Here is a 14,464-nt window from a genome sequence, read left to right on the forward strand (position 1 = left end):
GATAGAAGCGGTACTTGAACGCCCGCTTCACACGCCTCGTGGTCACGCTCACAAACTAGTGATGCTGCGAGTTAAGATCAAATCTGCGGGTCACAACGGCCCTTCGCCCCGGGAGCGAAACTCCGCTCCTTGCCCTGCTCCGCAGGAGTCCGTTTCCTCTCCGCCCTGAAGGGCGGAGTATCCACGGAGGAATCCGATGAACCGCACCCGGACCTGCTTTCCGTCGTGCGTGTCGTCTCCGTGGAACTCGCCCCGGCCGTCCTCGAACCGGCCCACGACCGGCGGGAACAGCGCTCCGGTGCGGCTGCTCGACCAGTACAGGGACCACTGCTCCCGCTCGGGGTCGTACAGCCGCAGGGTGAGCCCGCAGTGCCCCTGCTCCAGGAAGTCGATCTCGTCGAAGCTCGCTCCGCCCTCGAAGTGACGCGAGGCGCGGCTGACGGCGGGGAACTCCTCCCACGCACTCGCCTCGTCGAGGAAGTCGGTCCGCCGGCGGTTGGTGACGTCCCACGTGCCGGCGAGGAAGTCGAAGTCGTTCATGAGAGATCTCCTGCGGTTCGTCGGAAAAGGTCGGTCGGAGGAGGCCGACGGGCGGGGCGGCGGCTCTCCTCCCGTCCCGGGAATCGATCCCGGCCGGGTCCTCCTCCAAGGCCATGGCTGGACCGTAGACGGACTTCACCGACACCTTGTGTCAGTGAAGTCCAGCCGACTCCTCTCGATCGTCCTGCTGCTCCAGACCCGGGGCCGAATGACCGCCGCACAGCTCGCGGCGGAGCTGGCGGTGTCCGTGCGGACCGTCTACCGCGACATCGAATCGCTGCACGCGGCGGGTGTTCCGCTGTACGGGGATGCCGGGCACTCCGGCGGCTACCAGCTGCTCGCGGGCTACCGCACGCGGCTGACCGGGCTCAGCGCGGGCGAGGCGGAGGCCCTCTTCCTGTCCGGCATCCCCGGGCCCGCGGCGGATCTCGGCCTCGGCGCGTCCCTGGCGGCGGCCCAGCTCAAACTGCGCGCGGCGCTGCCGCCCGAAATTCGCGAGCAGGCCGACCGGATGCGCGCCCGCTTCCATCTCGATGCGCCCGGTTGGTACGCAAAGGACGAGGAGACCCCGTACCTCCAGCAGGTCGCCGACGCGGTGTGGCACAGCCGAGTCCTCGACGTCCGCTATCGCCGCTGGCAGCAGCCGACCGATGTCGACCGGCGGCTGGAGCCGTACGGGCTGGTACTCAAGGCGGGACGCTGGTACGTCGTCGCCGGGCCGGGACCGCGTACGTACCGGGTCGACCAGATCCTCCGGCTCACCGTCCTCGACGAAAGGTTCCCTCCTCCCGAGAACTTCGATCTGGCCGGGCACTGGGAGCGCCATCAGGCGGACTTCCACGCCCGTCTCCATCAGACGGAGGCACTGGTACGCATCGCACCGCACGCCACGTCACACCTCATGGGGGCGGCGGCCCGGGCACTGGCCGACAGCGGAACGCCGGATCCGGACGGCTGGATCCGCGCGGTGCTGCCCATCGAGTCGCTCGACCATGGCCACGGCGTGTTCCTGGCCCTGGGCGAGGATGTCGAGGTGCTGGGCCCACCCGAGTTGAGGGCCGCGGTCGCCGCGACCGTACGCGCGCTGGCGATGCGCTACGCCTCCGGCTGAGGGGCGGAAAGGGCGAAGGATCCGAACTGCGCGCGGCCGGTGGGCCGGTAGGTGTGGATCGAGATGCCGTTCGGGGTCGTGCGTGCCCCGGTCTGCTCGAAGGCCGTCGGCAGCCCGCCGTCCGGGAAGAGCCGACGGCCCCGGCCGAGCACAACCGGGTAAACGAGGAGGTTGTACTCGTCGATCAGGTCGTGTGCCATCAGGGACCGGGCGAGGGCACCACTGCCGTGGATCTGGAGTTCGCCGCCATCCGTCCGCTCCTTGATCCGGGCGACCTCCTCGGCGACGTCGGTGGAGATGACGCTCGTGTTCTGCCAGTCCGCCTTCTCCAGGGTGGTCGAGACGACGTACTTGGGGTACGTGTTGAGGCGGCCGGCGACCGGGTCGTCGGGGTCGGTCACCTTGGGCCAGTGCGCGGCGAAGATGTCGTACGTACGGCGGCCCAGCAGAAACGCGGCGCACCGGTCGAACACCTCGGTCATGAACTGCCCCATGCCCTCGTCCGCGAACGGTACGAGCCAGCCGCCGTACTCGAACCCGCCGCTGGTGTCCTCGTCGGGGCCGCCCGGCGCCTGCATGACGCCGTCGAGCGAGATAAATGTGGTGAGAGTCAGCTTCGCCATGGTCCTTCTCCTGGTCCGGAAATCGATCGTTTCCCTCTTCTGACCTCACTCTCGTCCAGAACTCATCGGTCCACCCGGCAGGAACCCCGGTTCCCGGGCGCATCGGGGTGGGAGTCCGATTCCCGCCGGTATCCGCCGCGCAGAAGATCTTTCCTTGTCCGTGTCGGCAGACCCGGGTGTCGGAGGAACCGACGCCGCGCAGTACCCGGCCTCACGGACCAGGAGACTCACCATGACCATGACCAGCACCACCACGACCACCGGCTCGAACAGGACCGCACTCGTCACCGGCGGCAGCCGGGGCATCGGTGCCGCGGCCGCCCTGCGGCTGGCCCGGGACGGCGCCGATGTGGCGCTGACATACGTGCGGGACGAGGACGGCGCGCAGGCGGTCGTCCAGAAGATCCAGTCGTACGGCCGTCGCGGTATCGCCCTGCGCGCCGACTCGGCCGACCCGGATGCCGTCCCGGCAGCCGTGCGCCGTGCCGCTGACGCGCTCGGCCGGCTCGACATCCTGGTCAACAACGCGGGCATCGGCGTACTCGGCCCCATCGAAACCCTCACCCCCGCCGACGTCGACCGGGTGCTCGCGGTCAACGTACGGGCGGTCTTCCTGGCCTGCCGCGCGGCGGCGGGGCTGATGGGGAACGGTGGCCGCATCATCTCCCTCGGCACGGCTCTCAGCCGGCACGCGGGCGGTCCCGGCTCCACCCTCTACACGATGAGCAAGTCGGCGCTGGCGGGCCTGACCAAGCCGCTCGCCCGCGAACTCGGCCCGCGCGGCATCACGGTCAACCTGGTCCAGCCGGGGCCGGTCGACACGGACCTCAACCCGGCCGACGGCCCGTTCGCCGCCGGACAGCTCTCCGCGACCGCACTGGACCGGTTCGGCACCGTGGACGAAGTGGCCTCCCTGATCGCCTACTTGGCCAGTGACGAAGCGGCGTACATCACAGGTACGGAGTTGACGGTGGACGGGGGCCACGCCGCCTGACCCGGCTTCGCAGCAGCAACCCGCCGGCCGGTCTTCCGGCCCTCGGTCTGACCCGCCGGGGCCACGACCGCGGCCGGGGCGACGGGGCCATCACCCAACTGCGCAGGGCCGCGGGGCCGTGAGCCGGGCGCACCCGCACGGTCCATGCCTCGCGCCCGGGTCCGTCCTACCCTGGCCGGAAAGGTTTCCGAACGAAAAGGGAGATCTTGACCGAGACCCCGGTTCACACCCTGAACGACGGCCGCGCCATTCCCGCCGTCGGGCTCGGCACCTGGCCGTTGGACGACGACGCGGCAAAGAGGGCCGTAGCCGGGGCCCTGGGCCTCGGCTACCGGCTCGTCGACACCGCGCTGAACTACGGCAACGAGAGCGGTACCGGCCGCGGGATCGCCCGCAGTGGCGTGCCGCGGGAGGACGTCTTCGTCACCACCAAGGTCCCGGGCCGGCATCACGGCTACGAGCCGACGCTGGCGTCGTTCGAAAAGTCGCGGCGCAATCTCGGGCTGGAGTACGTGGATCTGTATCTCATCCACTGGCCGTTGCCCCGGCTCGATCTGTACGTCGGCACCTGGAAGGCGCTGATCCGGCTCCGTGAGGACGGCCTGGTGCGCTCGATCGGCGTCTCCAACTTCACCGCGGCCCAGATCGACCGGCTGGAGCGGGAGACGGGGGTGCTGCCGGCCATCAACCAGATCGAGATGCACCCGCGCCTGCCGCAGGACGAACTGCGGTCCGCGCACGCCGCCAAGGGCATCGTCACGGAGAGCTGGAGCCCGCTCGGCCGCGGACGCGATCTGCTGGCCGCCCCGGAGCTGGCCGCCATCGCCGATGCGCACGGTGTGACGCCCGCTCAGGCCGTACTGCGCTGGCACACCCAGCTCGGTGCCGTACCGATCCCCAAGTCGGCCGATCCGGGGCGGCAGCGCGAGAACCTGGACCTGTTCGGGTTCGAGCTGACGGCGGACGAGCTGGCCCGCATCTCGGCCGGGCCGCGGCAGCGGTTCGGCGGGGATCCCGAGGTCCACGAGGAGTTCTGACGGGCCTTTCGCACCGGTGTGTCCGTGTCGCCGTGTCCGCGTCGTTCGGCGCGGACAAAGCGACGTCCGGATCACCGCGAGCGCGGGGTGAGCTCCGCCATCCGGGACCAACCCTCGCCCGGCACCTCGACGTTGATGATCTCCGGAGTCTGGGCGACGAGATCCGCCATCGTGTCCATCGCCGCGGCGAAGTGCTGCGACTTCACATGGGCCTCCCCGGCCTCGGGGGAGGCGAAGGCCTCCAGCAGGACGAACTGGTCCGGGTTCTCGACGCTGTACGACCACTCGAAGAACACATTGCCGGGCTCCTTCCGGGTGGCGAGGGTGAAGTCCTCGACGGCCGGGAGCCAGTTGTCGCGGTCGGCGGTGTGGACGGTGAATTTGACGGCGATGAAGATCATGCCCCTAGGGTCCCATATGCCTTGGATGCGGACCGATCGGGCACACCCGGATGCAGCCGGACGGGCTGGGCCTCTGGCCCGTCCGGCTCCCGGGTGGGCCAGAGGCCCTAACCGCCGAGCTCGCGGTGGCGCGCGGCCAGTCGCGTGGCGCCCTCCTCCGTCGGTGAGCCGAACAGCCGGAGCCGGGAAATGCCGCCGTCGGGGAAGATGTCGATCCGGATGTGCGTGGCCCGCACCGCCTCCGGCAGGACGAAGCGGTGGTTCGTATCGGGCTGCAGCCGGGTCCGGGGCAGCACCTCGACCCACTCGGCGCCCTCCCCGTCGCATGCGGAAAGGCTCGCCCAGCCCGCCGAGTTGCCCTTCAGATACGCGGTGTCGATCTCTACGGCGCGGATCTCCGCCTGCTCGACGAGGCGGTAGCGGATCCAGTCGTTGCCCTTGTCACGCCGGCGCCGGGTCTCCCAGCCGTCGTCCATCTTGCGGGACCTGCCCGGCTGGATGGTGTTGGTGGCCGGGGAGTAGAAGCGGTCGGAGGCGTCCTCGACCTGGCCGCCGTTCTCCAGGGCGACCAGGTCGAAGGTGCCGAGCGCGGCCAGCCAGGCGGGGTCGGGGGTGACCTCGCCGTACACCCGGAGCCGGGCTATCCCGCCGTCGGGATGCTGATTGACCCTCAGATGGGTGACGCGCAGCTCGGCCGCGACGACGAACCCATTGGCCGCGTGTCCGCCAACGACCGTACGCGGTAGGAGCGTTGTCCACCTCACTCCGGGCGCGAGGAGTTCCTCGGGCGACGGGGAGCCGGGGACGCAGGCCGCCTGGACGGAGACCGCCTGCGGGTAGTTGCCGCGGAAGTGGGCGGTGTCGACGACGATGCCGCGTACGACTCCGGGCGCGCCGAGCCGTACCAGCGCCCAGTCGTGGTCCTCGTCCGTGGGGTGCGGCCGGTCGGCGTCCGCGCCGCGACGACGGCGGGTCTCCCAGCCGTCCATGATCTTGCCCTTGTGGCCGAAGCGCTCGGGGTCGAACTCGGCGGGCTCCGGCTTCAGCAGGTTCTCGCGCTCGGCGAAGAACTCGTCGTTGGCGGCGATCACTCCCGCGCCGAGCCGCCGGTCGGCGAGGTCGACGAGGTCGGTGAAGGGGAAGTCTGCGGTGCGGTAGTCGGCGTACGGATCGCCGCCGCCGTACGGGGTCGCGTCGCCGGTGAAGCGGGCTGTCGCCGTCATGGTCAGTGGTTCCTTTCGAGGAGGCGTCCGGTGGGTTCGGCGACGGTGCCGTCCGCCGCGATCCGCCGCCCGCGCAGCCAGGTCGACTTGACGACGCCGTGCAGGGTCTTGCCGGCGTAGGCGGTGACCTGGTTGCGGTGGAAGAGCTCGGCGGGGTCGACGGTGAAGGTCTCGTCGGGGGCGAGGACCGCGAAGTCGGCGTCGCGGCCGGCCTCGATGGCGCCCTTGCGGGTCAGCCCGGCCAGTTCGGCGGGGGCGGCGGACATCCAGCGGACGACGTCGTCGAGCGAGTGGCCGCGCCTGCGGGCCTCGGTCCAGATGGCGGGGAGGCCCAGCTGGAGGGAGGAGATACCGCCCCACGCGGAGGCGAAGTCCGGCGTCTTGAGGTCGGCGGTGCACGGCGAGTGGTCCGAGACGATGCAGTCGATCGTCCCGTCGGCCAGGCCGTCCCACAGCGCGTCCTGGTTGGCGGCCTCCCGGATCGGCGGGCAGCACTTGAACTCCGTCGCGCCGTCCGGGACTTCCTCGGCGGTGAGGGTGAGGAAGTGCGGGCAGGACTCGACGGTGACCCGTACACCCTCGCGCTTGGCGGCGGCGATCATCGGCAGCGCGTCGCTGGAGGACAGGTGCAGCACATGGACCCGGGCGTTCAGCCGCCTGGCGTGCGCGATGAGCCCCTCGATCGCGGTGTTCTCGGCGTCCCGGGGCCGGGAGGCGAGAAAGTCGGCGTACGCGGGCCCGCTGCGCCGGGGGGCGGAGGCCAGATGGCGCGGGTCCTCGGCGTGCACGATCAGCAGCCCGCCGAAGCCGGAGATCTCGGCCATGGACCGAACCAGCTGCTCCTGGTCGAGCTCGGGGAACTCGTCGACGCCGGAGGGCGAGAGGAAGCACTTGAAACCGAAGACCCCGGCCTCGTGCAGCGGACGCAGGTCCTTGACGTTGGACGGGATCGCCCCGCCCCAGAATCCGGTGTCGATGTGCGCCTTGGGGGCTGCCACCTGCTGCTTGGTGCGCAGATGCGGGACGGTGGTGGTCGGCGGGAGGGAGTTGAGCGGCATGTCGAGCAGGGTGGTGATGCCGCCCGCCGCCGCGGCGCGGGTGGCGGTGTGGAAGCCCTCCCACGCGGTGCGGCCGGGGTCGTTCACATGGACATGGGTGTCGACGAGTCCGGGCAGCAGGACGTCGTCACCGAAGTCCTCCGGCCGGGCACCGGCCGGCACCTCGGTGTCGTACGGCAGGACGGCGTCGATTCTCCCCTCGGCGACGGCGACCACTGCGGGGCGTGTCCCGTCCGGGGTGACGACACGCGTCGAGCGAAGTACCAGTTTCACGTCCGCACCGGACACCCGTGCTCCTCACTTCGGACTTTCGGCACTGACAAATTCAACGAACTGTTGAAGGAGTCTTCACGCGGGATTCAGGCCCGTCAAGACCCCACTTTCCTCGCCCGACGGCAGGCGGACCACCCGTAGCCGCGACTGGAGGTTTCCACAAAGTAAAAGACCAATTTCGGAGAGCGGAACGTAACATGGGACCAGTGCGGCGCCACAGAAAGGCCCCGCTGACTGCAGACACCAGGACAAACGGGCTCTGACCGGCCAGGACGCCGCACCCGACAGCAGTGCGCCGATCGGGAACCGCCCGGTAGTCTGCTGGGTGCCTCGCCCGGCGAGGCACCCGCTCTTCCGCCTCGAAAGGACCGTTGACGTGCCGTCGTCCCACGCCAGCACATCCGACTCCAAGCCCGCCGCTTCCAGCGGTGGCGTGCAGTCCCTTGAGCGCGCCTTCGATCTGCTGGAGCGGATGGCGGATGCCGGGGGCGAGGTCGGGCTGAGCGAACTCTCCGCGAGCAGCGGGCTTCCGCTGCCGACCATCCACCGCCTGATGCGCACGCTGGTGGTCTGCGGATACGTGCGCCAGCAGCCGAACCGGCGCTATGCGCTCGGCCCGCGTCTGATCCGGCTCGGCGAGTCCGCCTCCCGGCTGCTCGGCACCTGGGCCCGCCCGTACCTCGCGCGCCTGGTCGAGGAGACCGGCGAGACCGCGAACATGGCGCTGCTCGACGGCGACGAGATCGTGTACGTGGCGCAGGTGCCGTCCAAGCACTCGATGCGCATGTTCACCGAGGTGGGCCGCCGGGTGCTCCCCCACTCCACGGGCGTCGGCAAGGCACTGCTGGCACACACGCCCCCGGAGGAGGTACGGGCCCTGCTCGCCCGCACCGGAATGCCGGCCGCCACCGAGAAGACGATCACCACCCCGGACGATTTCCTCGACGCGCTGGAGCAGGTCCGCAGGGTCGGCTACGCGGTCGACGACAACGAGCAGGAGATCGGGGTGCGCTGCCTGGCGGTCTCCGTACCCAACTCCCCCACCTCGGCCGCGATTTCGATCTCGGGCCCGGCGGGCCGGGTGACGGAGGCGGCGACGGAGCGGATCGTGCCGATCCTGCAGCAGGCCGCGAAGGAGCTGTCCGACGCACTGGCCAGCAACGGTTCACCCGGCTGAGCCGTGCCGTGGCCCCCGTGACGCCTGAGGTCGCCACGGGGCCGTGACGACCTCAGGGGCTCGCGGTCGCGGCGGCGACTGCCCGTCGGCCGATCCGCGACCGATTCCCGGCCGTCGCGCGTCAGGAGCTGCGGCGGCCGTCAGGAGCGCGGCGGCTCGCCGAAGAGATCGACGGCGACGCGTACGTCCCTGAGTGCGGCGGCCAGCGCGCTGACCGAGCCGATCGCCCCCGCGATCAGCAGCAGCGAACGGCGCAGGCGGGGAATCTCGGGTGCGCCGCTGATCGCCATCGCGTCCAGCGCGGCCAGCTCGTCCTCGGCGATCCCCCGGTCCGGGAACTCCGCTGGATGCCCCGCCAGCTCACGACGGAGCCGGGAGACGGCCGTACGCAGCTCCGCCACCCTCGGATCCTCACCACTGCTGGTCACCCGCGTCTGCCCCACGCTTCGCAACAAAGCACTCCCCCTCGCACATCCTTGTGCCAGTGTTTCGACCGGACCCCGGACCGTGGTCAAGTGTCCGGAGATGCCCGCAAGTTAACGCCATGGCAGGTGTCGAGCGCCACTCCGCGGACGGAATTCAGGGTCTCCCGTAAGGGTGATGCGCACGTCGCTCCGTGGACGGCTCCGCGTACGCCGCCGAGCCCGCCCTCTCCGCTTCTCACCGCCCCGCCGCTTCCCGGTTGCGCGGGCGAGGCATCTCCGGGGTATTCAGTCCCCATGACTCGAACAACACAGGCCCCGGCTGTCACCGGACAGACCCGGCCCCCGGTGGTCGCCGGGCTGCTGCTCGCCGCGGGCGGCGGGCGGCGGCTCGGCGGGCGGCCCAAGGCGCTGCTCGACCACCGCGGCCGGCCGCTGGTGGAGCACGCGGTACGCGCCCTGCGGGAGGGCGGCTGCGACCGCGTCCAGGTGGTCCTGGGCGCCGCGGCCGAGGAGGTGCGCGCACGCGCCGATCTCGCCGGCTGCCCCGTGACCGTCAACCCCGCGTGGGCCGAGGGCATGGGCTCGTCGCTGCGGGCGGGGCTCGGGGCGCTGGCCGGTACGGGGGCGGACGCGGCGCTCGTGCTCCTGGTGGACCAGCCGGGCATCGGCGCGGACGCGGTGGCGCGGGTGCGATCGGCGTACCGCTCCCGAAGGAGTCTCGTGGCCGCCTCGTACGACGGGGAGCGCGGCCATCCGGTGCTGTTCGGGGCCGACCGGTGGGCGGACGTCGCGGCCGGAGCGGTGGGTGATCAGGGCGCCCGGGCGTATCTGCGGGCGCACCGCGATGCGATCACGCTGGTCGAGTGTTCCGATGTGGCTCAGGCGTACGACATCGACACGGTGGAGGACCTGAAGCACCTTGATTGAGTGGACTGGCACGCTGCGCCAGCGACGCACCACTTGTGTCGACCCGGAGAATCTCGACATCAACAAACCATTGAACTTCCACCATGAGGAAACTACTATCCACTGATCAGAAGCCCTCTGCACCTCAGGCGGCGACCACGGCCGTATCTCGGAGCCTTGGCACGCCGTGCCGTTTCAGGCGACCCGGCGGCCGTGAGACGCCGCCCGCACCGCCCGCTGAAGGAGTGACAGCTCATGTCCGCACCAGCGCCGTCCCCGCTGGCCATCGTCGATGCCGAGCCCCTGCCCCGGCAGGACGAGGTCCTTACCCACGCGGCTCTCGCGTTCGTGGCCGAGCTGCACCGGCAGTTCACCCCCCGCCGCGACGAACTGCTCGCCCGCCGGGGTGAGCGCCGCGCCGAGATCGCCCGTACCTCCACGCTGGACTTCCTGCCCGAGACGGCGGCGATCCGCGCGGACGACTCCTGGAAGGTCGCGCCGGCCCCGGCCGCGCTGAACGACCGCCGGGTGGAGATCACCGGTCCGACCGACCGAAAGATGACCATCAACGCCCTGAACTCGGGCGCCAAGGTCTGGCTCGCCGACTTCGAGGACGCGTCCGCCCCCACGTGGGAGAACGTCGTCCTCGGCCAGCTCAATCTGATCGACGCCTACACCCGTGACATCGACTTCACGGACCCCAGGTCCGGCAAGTCGTACGCCCTGGGGCCCGCCGACGAGCTCGCCACGGTCGTCACCCGCCCTCGCGGCTGGCATCTGAACGAGCGTCACCTCCAGCTCGACGGCGCCCCGGTGCCGGGTGCGCTGGTCGACTTCGGCCTCTACTTCGTCCACAACGCCCAGCGCCTCATCGACCTCGGCAAGGGCCCGTACTTCTACCTCCCGAAGACGGAGTCGCACCTGGAGGCCCGTCTCTGGAACGACATCTTCGTCTTCGCCCAGGATTACGTCGGCATCCCGCAGGGCACGGTCCGCGCGACCGTCCTCATCGAGACGATCACCGCCGCGTACGAGATGGAGGAGATCCTGTACGAGCTCCGCGACCATGCCTCCGGGCTGAACGCGGGCCGTTGGGACTACCTCTTCTCCATCGTCAAGAACTTCCGTGACGGCGGCGCCGAGTTCGTCCTCCCGGACCGCAACGCGGTGACGATGACCGCCCCGTTCATGCGCGCGTACACCGAACTCCTCGTCCGCACCTGCCACAAGCGCGGCGCGCACGCCATCGGCGGCATGGCGGCCTTCATCCCGTCCCGCCGCGACGCCGAGGTCAACAAGGTCGCCTTCGAGAAGGTCAAGGCCGACAAGGACCGCGAGGCCCACGACGGCTTCGACGGCTCCTGGGTCGCCCACCCCGACCTGGTCCCGATCGCCATGGCCTCCTTCGACGCGGTCCTCGGCGAGAAGCCGAACCAGAAGGACCGCCTGCGCGAGGACGTCTCGGTGGCCGCGGGCGACCTGATCGCCATCGACACCCTGGACGCCACGCCCACGTACGACGGCCTGCGCAACGCCGTCGCGGTCGGCATCCGCTACATCGAGGCATGGCTGCGCGGCATGGGTGCCGTCGCCATCTTCAACCTGATGGAGGACGCGGCCACCGCCGAGATCTCGCGCTCGCAGATCTGGCAGTGGATCAACGCGGACGTGGTCTTCGAGAACGGCGAACACGCCACCGCGGACCTGACCCGCAGGGTCGCAACCAAGGAACTCGCCGCGATCCGCGCCGAGATCGGCGACGAGGCGTTCGCGTCCGGCAAGTGGCAGCAGGCCCACGACCTCCTGCTCCAGGTCTCCCTGGACCAGGACTACGCGGACTTCCTGACCCTGCCGGCGTACGAGCAGTTGGGCTGACACCGCTCGCATGCACATCTGACCGCCCTCGGTGCCGCACGGCGCCGGGGGCGGCTCCATGCCCGATGAGCGCGATGTCAGGAAGGGGTCAGGAAGACAAATCTGACTGGCTCTTGCAGGACGGCCTGTGCACCCTCAAGGCAGGCGAACCTCGTCGCCAGGGTCGCCTGCGCGAGGCGAGGCGGCAACACCTCACCGAATTTCAGCCCCTTTACGGCCCGTTGGTCGACCTCGGGCAGGCAGAGCTGGTTCGGCACATCGGCGACGGCCTGCTTCCAGTGCTCCCGGTCAACGTCCTCCCGTAGCCGAATCCAGCAGTCGTTCACCCGCTGGGCGGGGGCGGCAACGGTGCCGAGCGTCGCCGCGAGCGTGGCATTGGCCCGGTGACCGGCCCAGGTCCACCAGCGCACCTGTCCGCCGGAAGCGCGAGTGATGAGCGTGCCGCCCGGGTGAACGACATGCACGAAGTGGTCCCGCGCCTCAGCAAGCGCCGTGACTGCACGCTTCGAGAGGGCCACGTCCGGGTCGGCCCCGAGCAGGACCTCGCGCATGGCTCGCATAGTACGTCCTTGACCCACCGATCGACGGCGTCACTCGCGGACCGCCGAACCCGCTCCAAGGCCGCCGAGGTTTCTTTGGCCTTGGTGCTGTGGTGGTGGCGGACGGACTTCTGCTCGCGGTTGCGCCAAAACTCGGTGAGCACCTGGTGCGGCACCCAGAGCCGGTCCCGTAGCTTCATGAGCACCGCCAGGGTGTCCTGCCGGGTACAGGCGTTGGAGCGGTAGAGGTTGAGTAGCACGTTGGTGTCGAGAGCGACCATGCCGCTCTGGAAGTCGTTCTTTCGAGGGCTCTGATGGGCTCCGTCGCAGTCGAAGATCCCTCGTCCGAGCCCTCTTCCGGCATCGGTCCCGCTCTCCGCCGGATCGTCCTTGAACGCCATGGTGCTCTGTGCTTCCCCTCGTTGGCCCCTTCGTGCTCCCCGGGGCGATGAAGCGCATGGTTCCAGGCTTGGCCGTGATACGAGAGAGCTATCTCGGCCAACTAAGCACGACCGGTGCAGGAGCGCTGACGGCGTGCGGGAGCAGTTTCGGAACGGAGAGAGCGGCATGTTACGAACGCTACGGACAGCCACCCGACGCTCGGCCGGAAGGACGGTACCGGGTCCGCGAACCGGGTCCGGGTCCGCCGGTTCCGGTGACCCCGGCGGTCCTGGCGAACGTGCGGACACGGCGCCCGTGCCCGCCGAGCCCTTCAACCGCCGGATCGAGGTCCTGGTCGCGGTCGTCGACAGCCCGGACGAGACGAGTCTCGCGGCACAGCTCCTGGAGGGGCGTGGGTGGTCGGTGCGGCCATGGCTTCCCCGCAACGACACCGCGGACGCCTCGGCGCTCGGCCCCGGCCGTGTGGGGCTGCTGGTCGAAGTCCGGCTGCACGGTGCGCGCTTCGGCGCGGTGCAGGCCGCCGTCTCCGAGATCGAGAACCTGGCTCGTCGGCACCAGGCAGGCATGTGGGTGGTGGATGCGTTCCTCATCGAGCACGACCTGGCCCACGACTACCGCTCCGTGTTCCATGCCCACCGCCGGCTCCCGGAGACGTCCGCCCTCTCGGGTTCCCCAAGCCCTCGAGCCTGGGTCGCAGCCCTGCGCACGTCGCTCGGTGTGATCTCCACCGTCCGCATTCTCAAGCAAACCGGCCGTCCTTCCGTCGAAGCGCTCGAACTGCGTCTGGAGCGCGGAACACTCACCGGGCGCCCGTACGACCCGCAGGGCTTCCAACTACGCATCCCTATGGGCATGGAAGGCCGGGACCCCGACGCTCCACCGCCGAGTCCGGTGTCGGCATGGAGCCTGGCAGGCCCCGTGTTGGCGGGCCTGGGCGTGGCGGTGGTGCGGATTCGCCACTGCGGCCGCGCATGGCCTGTTCGTGCTGGTGCCGCTGCTCGTGGCGTGCGCTCTGGTGTGGCCCGTGGGCCATGAGATCACCAACCGCAGGGAGGAGCGGCCTCTTGCCGTCACCATGGTCTGGGGCACTGTGGCCGTCGCCCCGATGACCGTGGCCGGCCTGTTGCTGGCCCTCACCATGCCCGGTCCCCCGGCGCAAGTGGCGCGCGTGACGGCGTACGCGGTGCTCGGGGTGGCTCTCTGTGGCCTGGTCCTCTACGGACTCGGGTACGCCCTGGTTCACTCCTGGTTCAGCCGCAACGCCAACTGGGCCGTACCAGCACTCGTCCCCGCGCTCGCCTTGAGCCTGCCCTGGTTCGGCGGCCTGCTCCACACGATGTATCTGAAGGCTGGCTTCGGCGTCCCCTCCGACGTCATCGAGGTATCGGTGTACTGGTCCTACGCGGCCTCGCTCAGACCCATCGGAATCGCGCTCGGGCTCGCGGTAGTGGTGCTGGCAATCGCCGGCTGGATGCGCCACTACCACCAGTGGGTCCACGCGCGGGGCATGGTCCGGATCGGCGTTCCGCTCATGAGCCTCTTCGTCATCGGGATCTCTCTGACCGCCGGACTCATCGGAGCGGAAGCGGCCGCGAACCGAGCACGCGCGGCTGCCGCGTCCGGCGAGACCCCTGCGGCGTACTACGGAGCCCAGGGCCGACTCGTTTGTGTCAAGCCTGTGTCCAAGGAGATCCCTGTATTCAACGGCCCGCTTGCCGCTACGCGCTCTCTACTCACCTTCGGCACTTCCGGGGACCGCGTATGGCTGTGGGACCCCAAGCGCGACCAGTCACTGTCCGTCCGGCTTGAGGACGTGGTCGTTACGGACGCTGCGGCGAGCGCCTGCAGCTGAGGCGGCGCCGGACGATGCGGTGGAGGGC

Annotated in this window: 15 protein-coding genes and 1 pseudogene; 8 read left to right on the forward strand and 8 right to left on the reverse strand. The window is 70.1% G+C overall.

The window, feature by feature from the left end:
• Window positions 1-90: 90 nt before the first annotated feature.
• On the reverse strand, window positions 91-540 hold the full coding sequence (locus ACFVV1_RS37600) for a hypothetical protein (RefSeq protein ID WP_389999198.1): 450 nt from the start codon (window positions 538-540) through the stop codon (window positions 91-93).
• Window positions 541-694: 154 nt separating this feature from the next.
• On the opposite strand from ACFVV1_RS37600, the gene ACFVV1_RS37605 reads away from it, so the two are divergent.
• Complete coding sequence (locus ACFVV1_RS37605; protein ID WP_389999201.1) at window positions 695-1,651, forward strand: helix-turn-helix transcriptional regulator; 957 nt, start codon at window positions 695-697, stop codon at window positions 1,649-1,651.
• Here ACFVV1_RS37605 and ACFVV1_RS37610 read toward each other — a convergent pair.
• On the reverse strand, window positions 1,636-2,274 hold the full coding sequence (locus ACFVV1_RS37610; RefSeq protein ID WP_389999204.1) for a dihydrofolate reductase family protein: 639 nt from the start codon (window positions 2,272-2,274) through the stop codon (window positions 1,636-1,638). The genes ACFVV1_RS37605 and ACFVV1_RS37610 overlap by 16 nt on opposite strands.
• Window positions 2,275-2,512: 238 nt before the next feature.
• Between ACFVV1_RS37610 and ACFVV1_RS37615 the strand changes: the two genes are divergently transcribed.
• Together ACFVV1_RS37615 and ACFVV1_RS37620 are read left to right on the forward strand one after the other, a co-directional pair.
• Complete coding sequence (locus ACFVV1_RS37615) at window positions 2,513-3,268, forward strand: SDR family oxidoreductase (protein ID WP_389999356.1); 756 nt, start codon at window positions 2,513-2,515, stop codon at window positions 3,266-3,268.
• A gap of 206 nt (window positions 3,269-3,474) precedes the next feature.
• Window positions 3,475-4,305, forward strand: coding sequence for an aldo/keto reductase (locus tag ACFVV1_RS37620; RefSeq protein WP_389999207.1), 831 nt, complete (start codon window positions 3,475-3,477; stop codon window positions 4,303-4,305).
• Window positions 4,306-4,376: 71 nt separating this feature from the next.
• On the opposite strand, the gene ACFVV1_RS37625 is transcribed toward ACFVV1_RS37620, so the two are convergent.
• The 3 genes from ACFVV1_RS37625 to allB all read right to left on the reverse strand — a co-directional run bounded on the left by ACFVV1_RS37625 (window position 4,377) and on the right by allB (window position 7,275).
• Window positions 4,377-4,706, reverse strand: coding sequence for a putative quinol monooxygenase (locus ACFVV1_RS37625; protein ID WP_093898335.1), 330 nt, complete (start codon window positions 4,704-4,706; stop codon window positions 4,377-4,379).
• Window positions 4,707-4,813: 107 nt separating this feature from the next.
• Window positions 4,814-5,929, reverse strand: coding sequence for an allantoicase (gene alc / locus ACFVV1_RS37630; protein WP_389999210.1), 1,116 nt, complete (start codon window positions 5,927-5,929; stop codon window positions 4,814-4,816).
• A 2-nt stretch (window positions 5,930-5,931) separates the two neighbouring features.
• On the reverse strand, window positions 5,932-7,275 hold the full coding sequence (gene allB / locus ACFVV1_RS37635; RefSeq protein WP_389999213.1) for an allantoinase AllB: 1,344 nt from the start codon (window positions 7,273-7,275) through the stop codon (window positions 5,932-5,934).
• A gap of 361 nt (window positions 7,276-7,636) precedes the next feature.
• Here allB and ACFVV1_RS37640 point away from each other — a divergent pair, with 361 nt between their 5' ends.
• Window positions 7,637-8,437 (forward strand): IclR family transcriptional regulator, encoded by an 801-nt coding sequence (locus ACFVV1_RS37640; RefSeq protein WP_389999216.1) that lies wholly within the window; start codon window positions 7,637-7,639, stop codon window positions 8,435-8,437.
• A 140-nt stretch (window positions 8,438-8,577) separates the two neighbouring features.
• On the opposite strand, the gene ACFVV1_RS37645 is transcribed toward ACFVV1_RS37640, so the two are convergent.
• On the reverse strand, window positions 8,578-8,880 hold the full coding sequence (locus ACFVV1_RS37645; RefSeq protein WP_389999219.1) for a DUF5955 family protein: 303 nt from the start codon (window positions 8,878-8,880) through the stop codon (window positions 8,578-8,580).
• A gap of 276 nt (window positions 8,881-9,156) precedes the next feature.
• Between ACFVV1_RS37645 and ACFVV1_RS37650 the strand changes: the two genes are divergently transcribed.
• Together ACFVV1_RS37650 and aceB are read left to right on the forward strand one after the other, a co-directional pair.
• The gene (locus tag ACFVV1_RS37650; protein WP_389999221.1) at window positions 9,157-9,789 is read left to right on the forward strand and encodes an NTP transferase domain-containing protein; all 633 of its coding nucleotides are present in this window, start codon (window positions 9,157-9,159) and stop codon (window positions 9,787-9,789) included.
• 234 nt (window positions 9,790-10,023) lie between these two features.
• Complete coding sequence (gene aceB / locus ACFVV1_RS37655) at window positions 10,024-11,643, forward strand: malate synthase A (RefSeq protein ID WP_389999224.1); 1,620 nt, start codon at window positions 10,024-10,026, stop codon at window positions 11,641-11,643.
• Window positions 11,644-11,720: 77 nt separating this feature from the next.
• On the opposite strand, the gene ACFVV1_RS37660 is transcribed toward aceB, so the two are convergent.
• Entirely contained in the window at window positions 11,721-12,194 is a 474-nt protein-coding gene (locus ACFVV1_RS37660; protein ID WP_389999366.1) for a hypothetical protein, read from the reverse strand.
• A 26-nt stretch (window positions 12,195-12,220) separates the two neighbouring features.
• Window positions 12,221-12,751, reverse strand: a pseudogene (locus ACFVV1_RS37665) (PIN-like domain-containing protein); the annotation flags it as partial.
• 127 nt (window positions 12,752-12,878) lie between these two features.
• On the opposite strand from ACFVV1_RS37665, the gene ACFVV1_RS37670 reads away from it, so the two are divergent.
• On the forward strand, window positions 12,879-13,619 hold the full coding sequence (locus ACFVV1_RS37670) for a hypothetical protein (RefSeq protein WP_389999227.1): 741 nt from the start codon (window positions 12,879-12,881) through the stop codon (window positions 13,617-13,619).
• A complete protein-coding gene (locus ACFVV1_RS37675; RefSeq protein ID WP_389999230.1) occupies window positions 13,609-14,436 on the forward strand; it encodes a hypothetical protein in 828 nt (275 codons plus the stop codon). The genes ACFVV1_RS37670 and ACFVV1_RS37675 overlap by 11 nt, the downstream gene beginning before the upstream one ends.
• The last annotated feature ends 28 nt before the right edge of the window (window positions 14,437-14,464 follow it).

Source organism: Streptomyces sp. NPDC058092 (assembly GCF_042884935.1).
GTDB lineage: Bacteria > Actinomycetota > Actinomycetes > Streptomycetales > Streptomycetaceae > Streptomyces.

Coding starts and splice junctions, on each gene's coding strand:
- ACFVV1_RS37600 (WP_389999198.1), bottom strand. CDS start 540: ATGAACGACTTCGACTTCCTCGCCGGCACGTGGGACGTCACCAACCGC.
- ACFVV1_RS37610 (WP_389999204.1), bottom strand. CDS start 2,274: ATGGCGAAGCTGACTCTCACCACATTTATCTCGCTCGACGGCGTCATG.
- ACFVV1_RS37615 (WP_389999356.1), top strand. CDS start 2,513: ATGACCAGCACCACCACGACCACCGGCTCGAACAGGACCGCACTCGTC.
- ACFVV1_RS37625 (WP_093898335.1), bottom strand. CDS start 4,706: ATGATCTTCATCGCCGTCAAATTCACCGTCCACACCGCCGACCGCGAC.
- alc (WP_389999210.1), bottom strand. CDS start 5,929: ATGACGGCGACAGCCCGCTTCACCGGCGACGCGACCCCGTACGGCGGC.
- ACFVV1_RS37650 (WP_389999221.1), top strand. CDS start 9,157: ATGACTCGAACAACACAGGCCCCGGCTGTCACCGGACAGACCCGGCCC.
- aceB (WP_389999224.1), top strand. CDS start 10,024: ATGTCCGCACCAGCGCCGTCCCCGCTGGCCATCGTCGATGCCGAGCCC.
- ACFVV1_RS37660 (WP_389999366.1), bottom strand. CDS start 12,194: ATGCGCGAGGTCCTGCTCGGGGCCGACCCGGACGTGGCCCTCTCGAAG.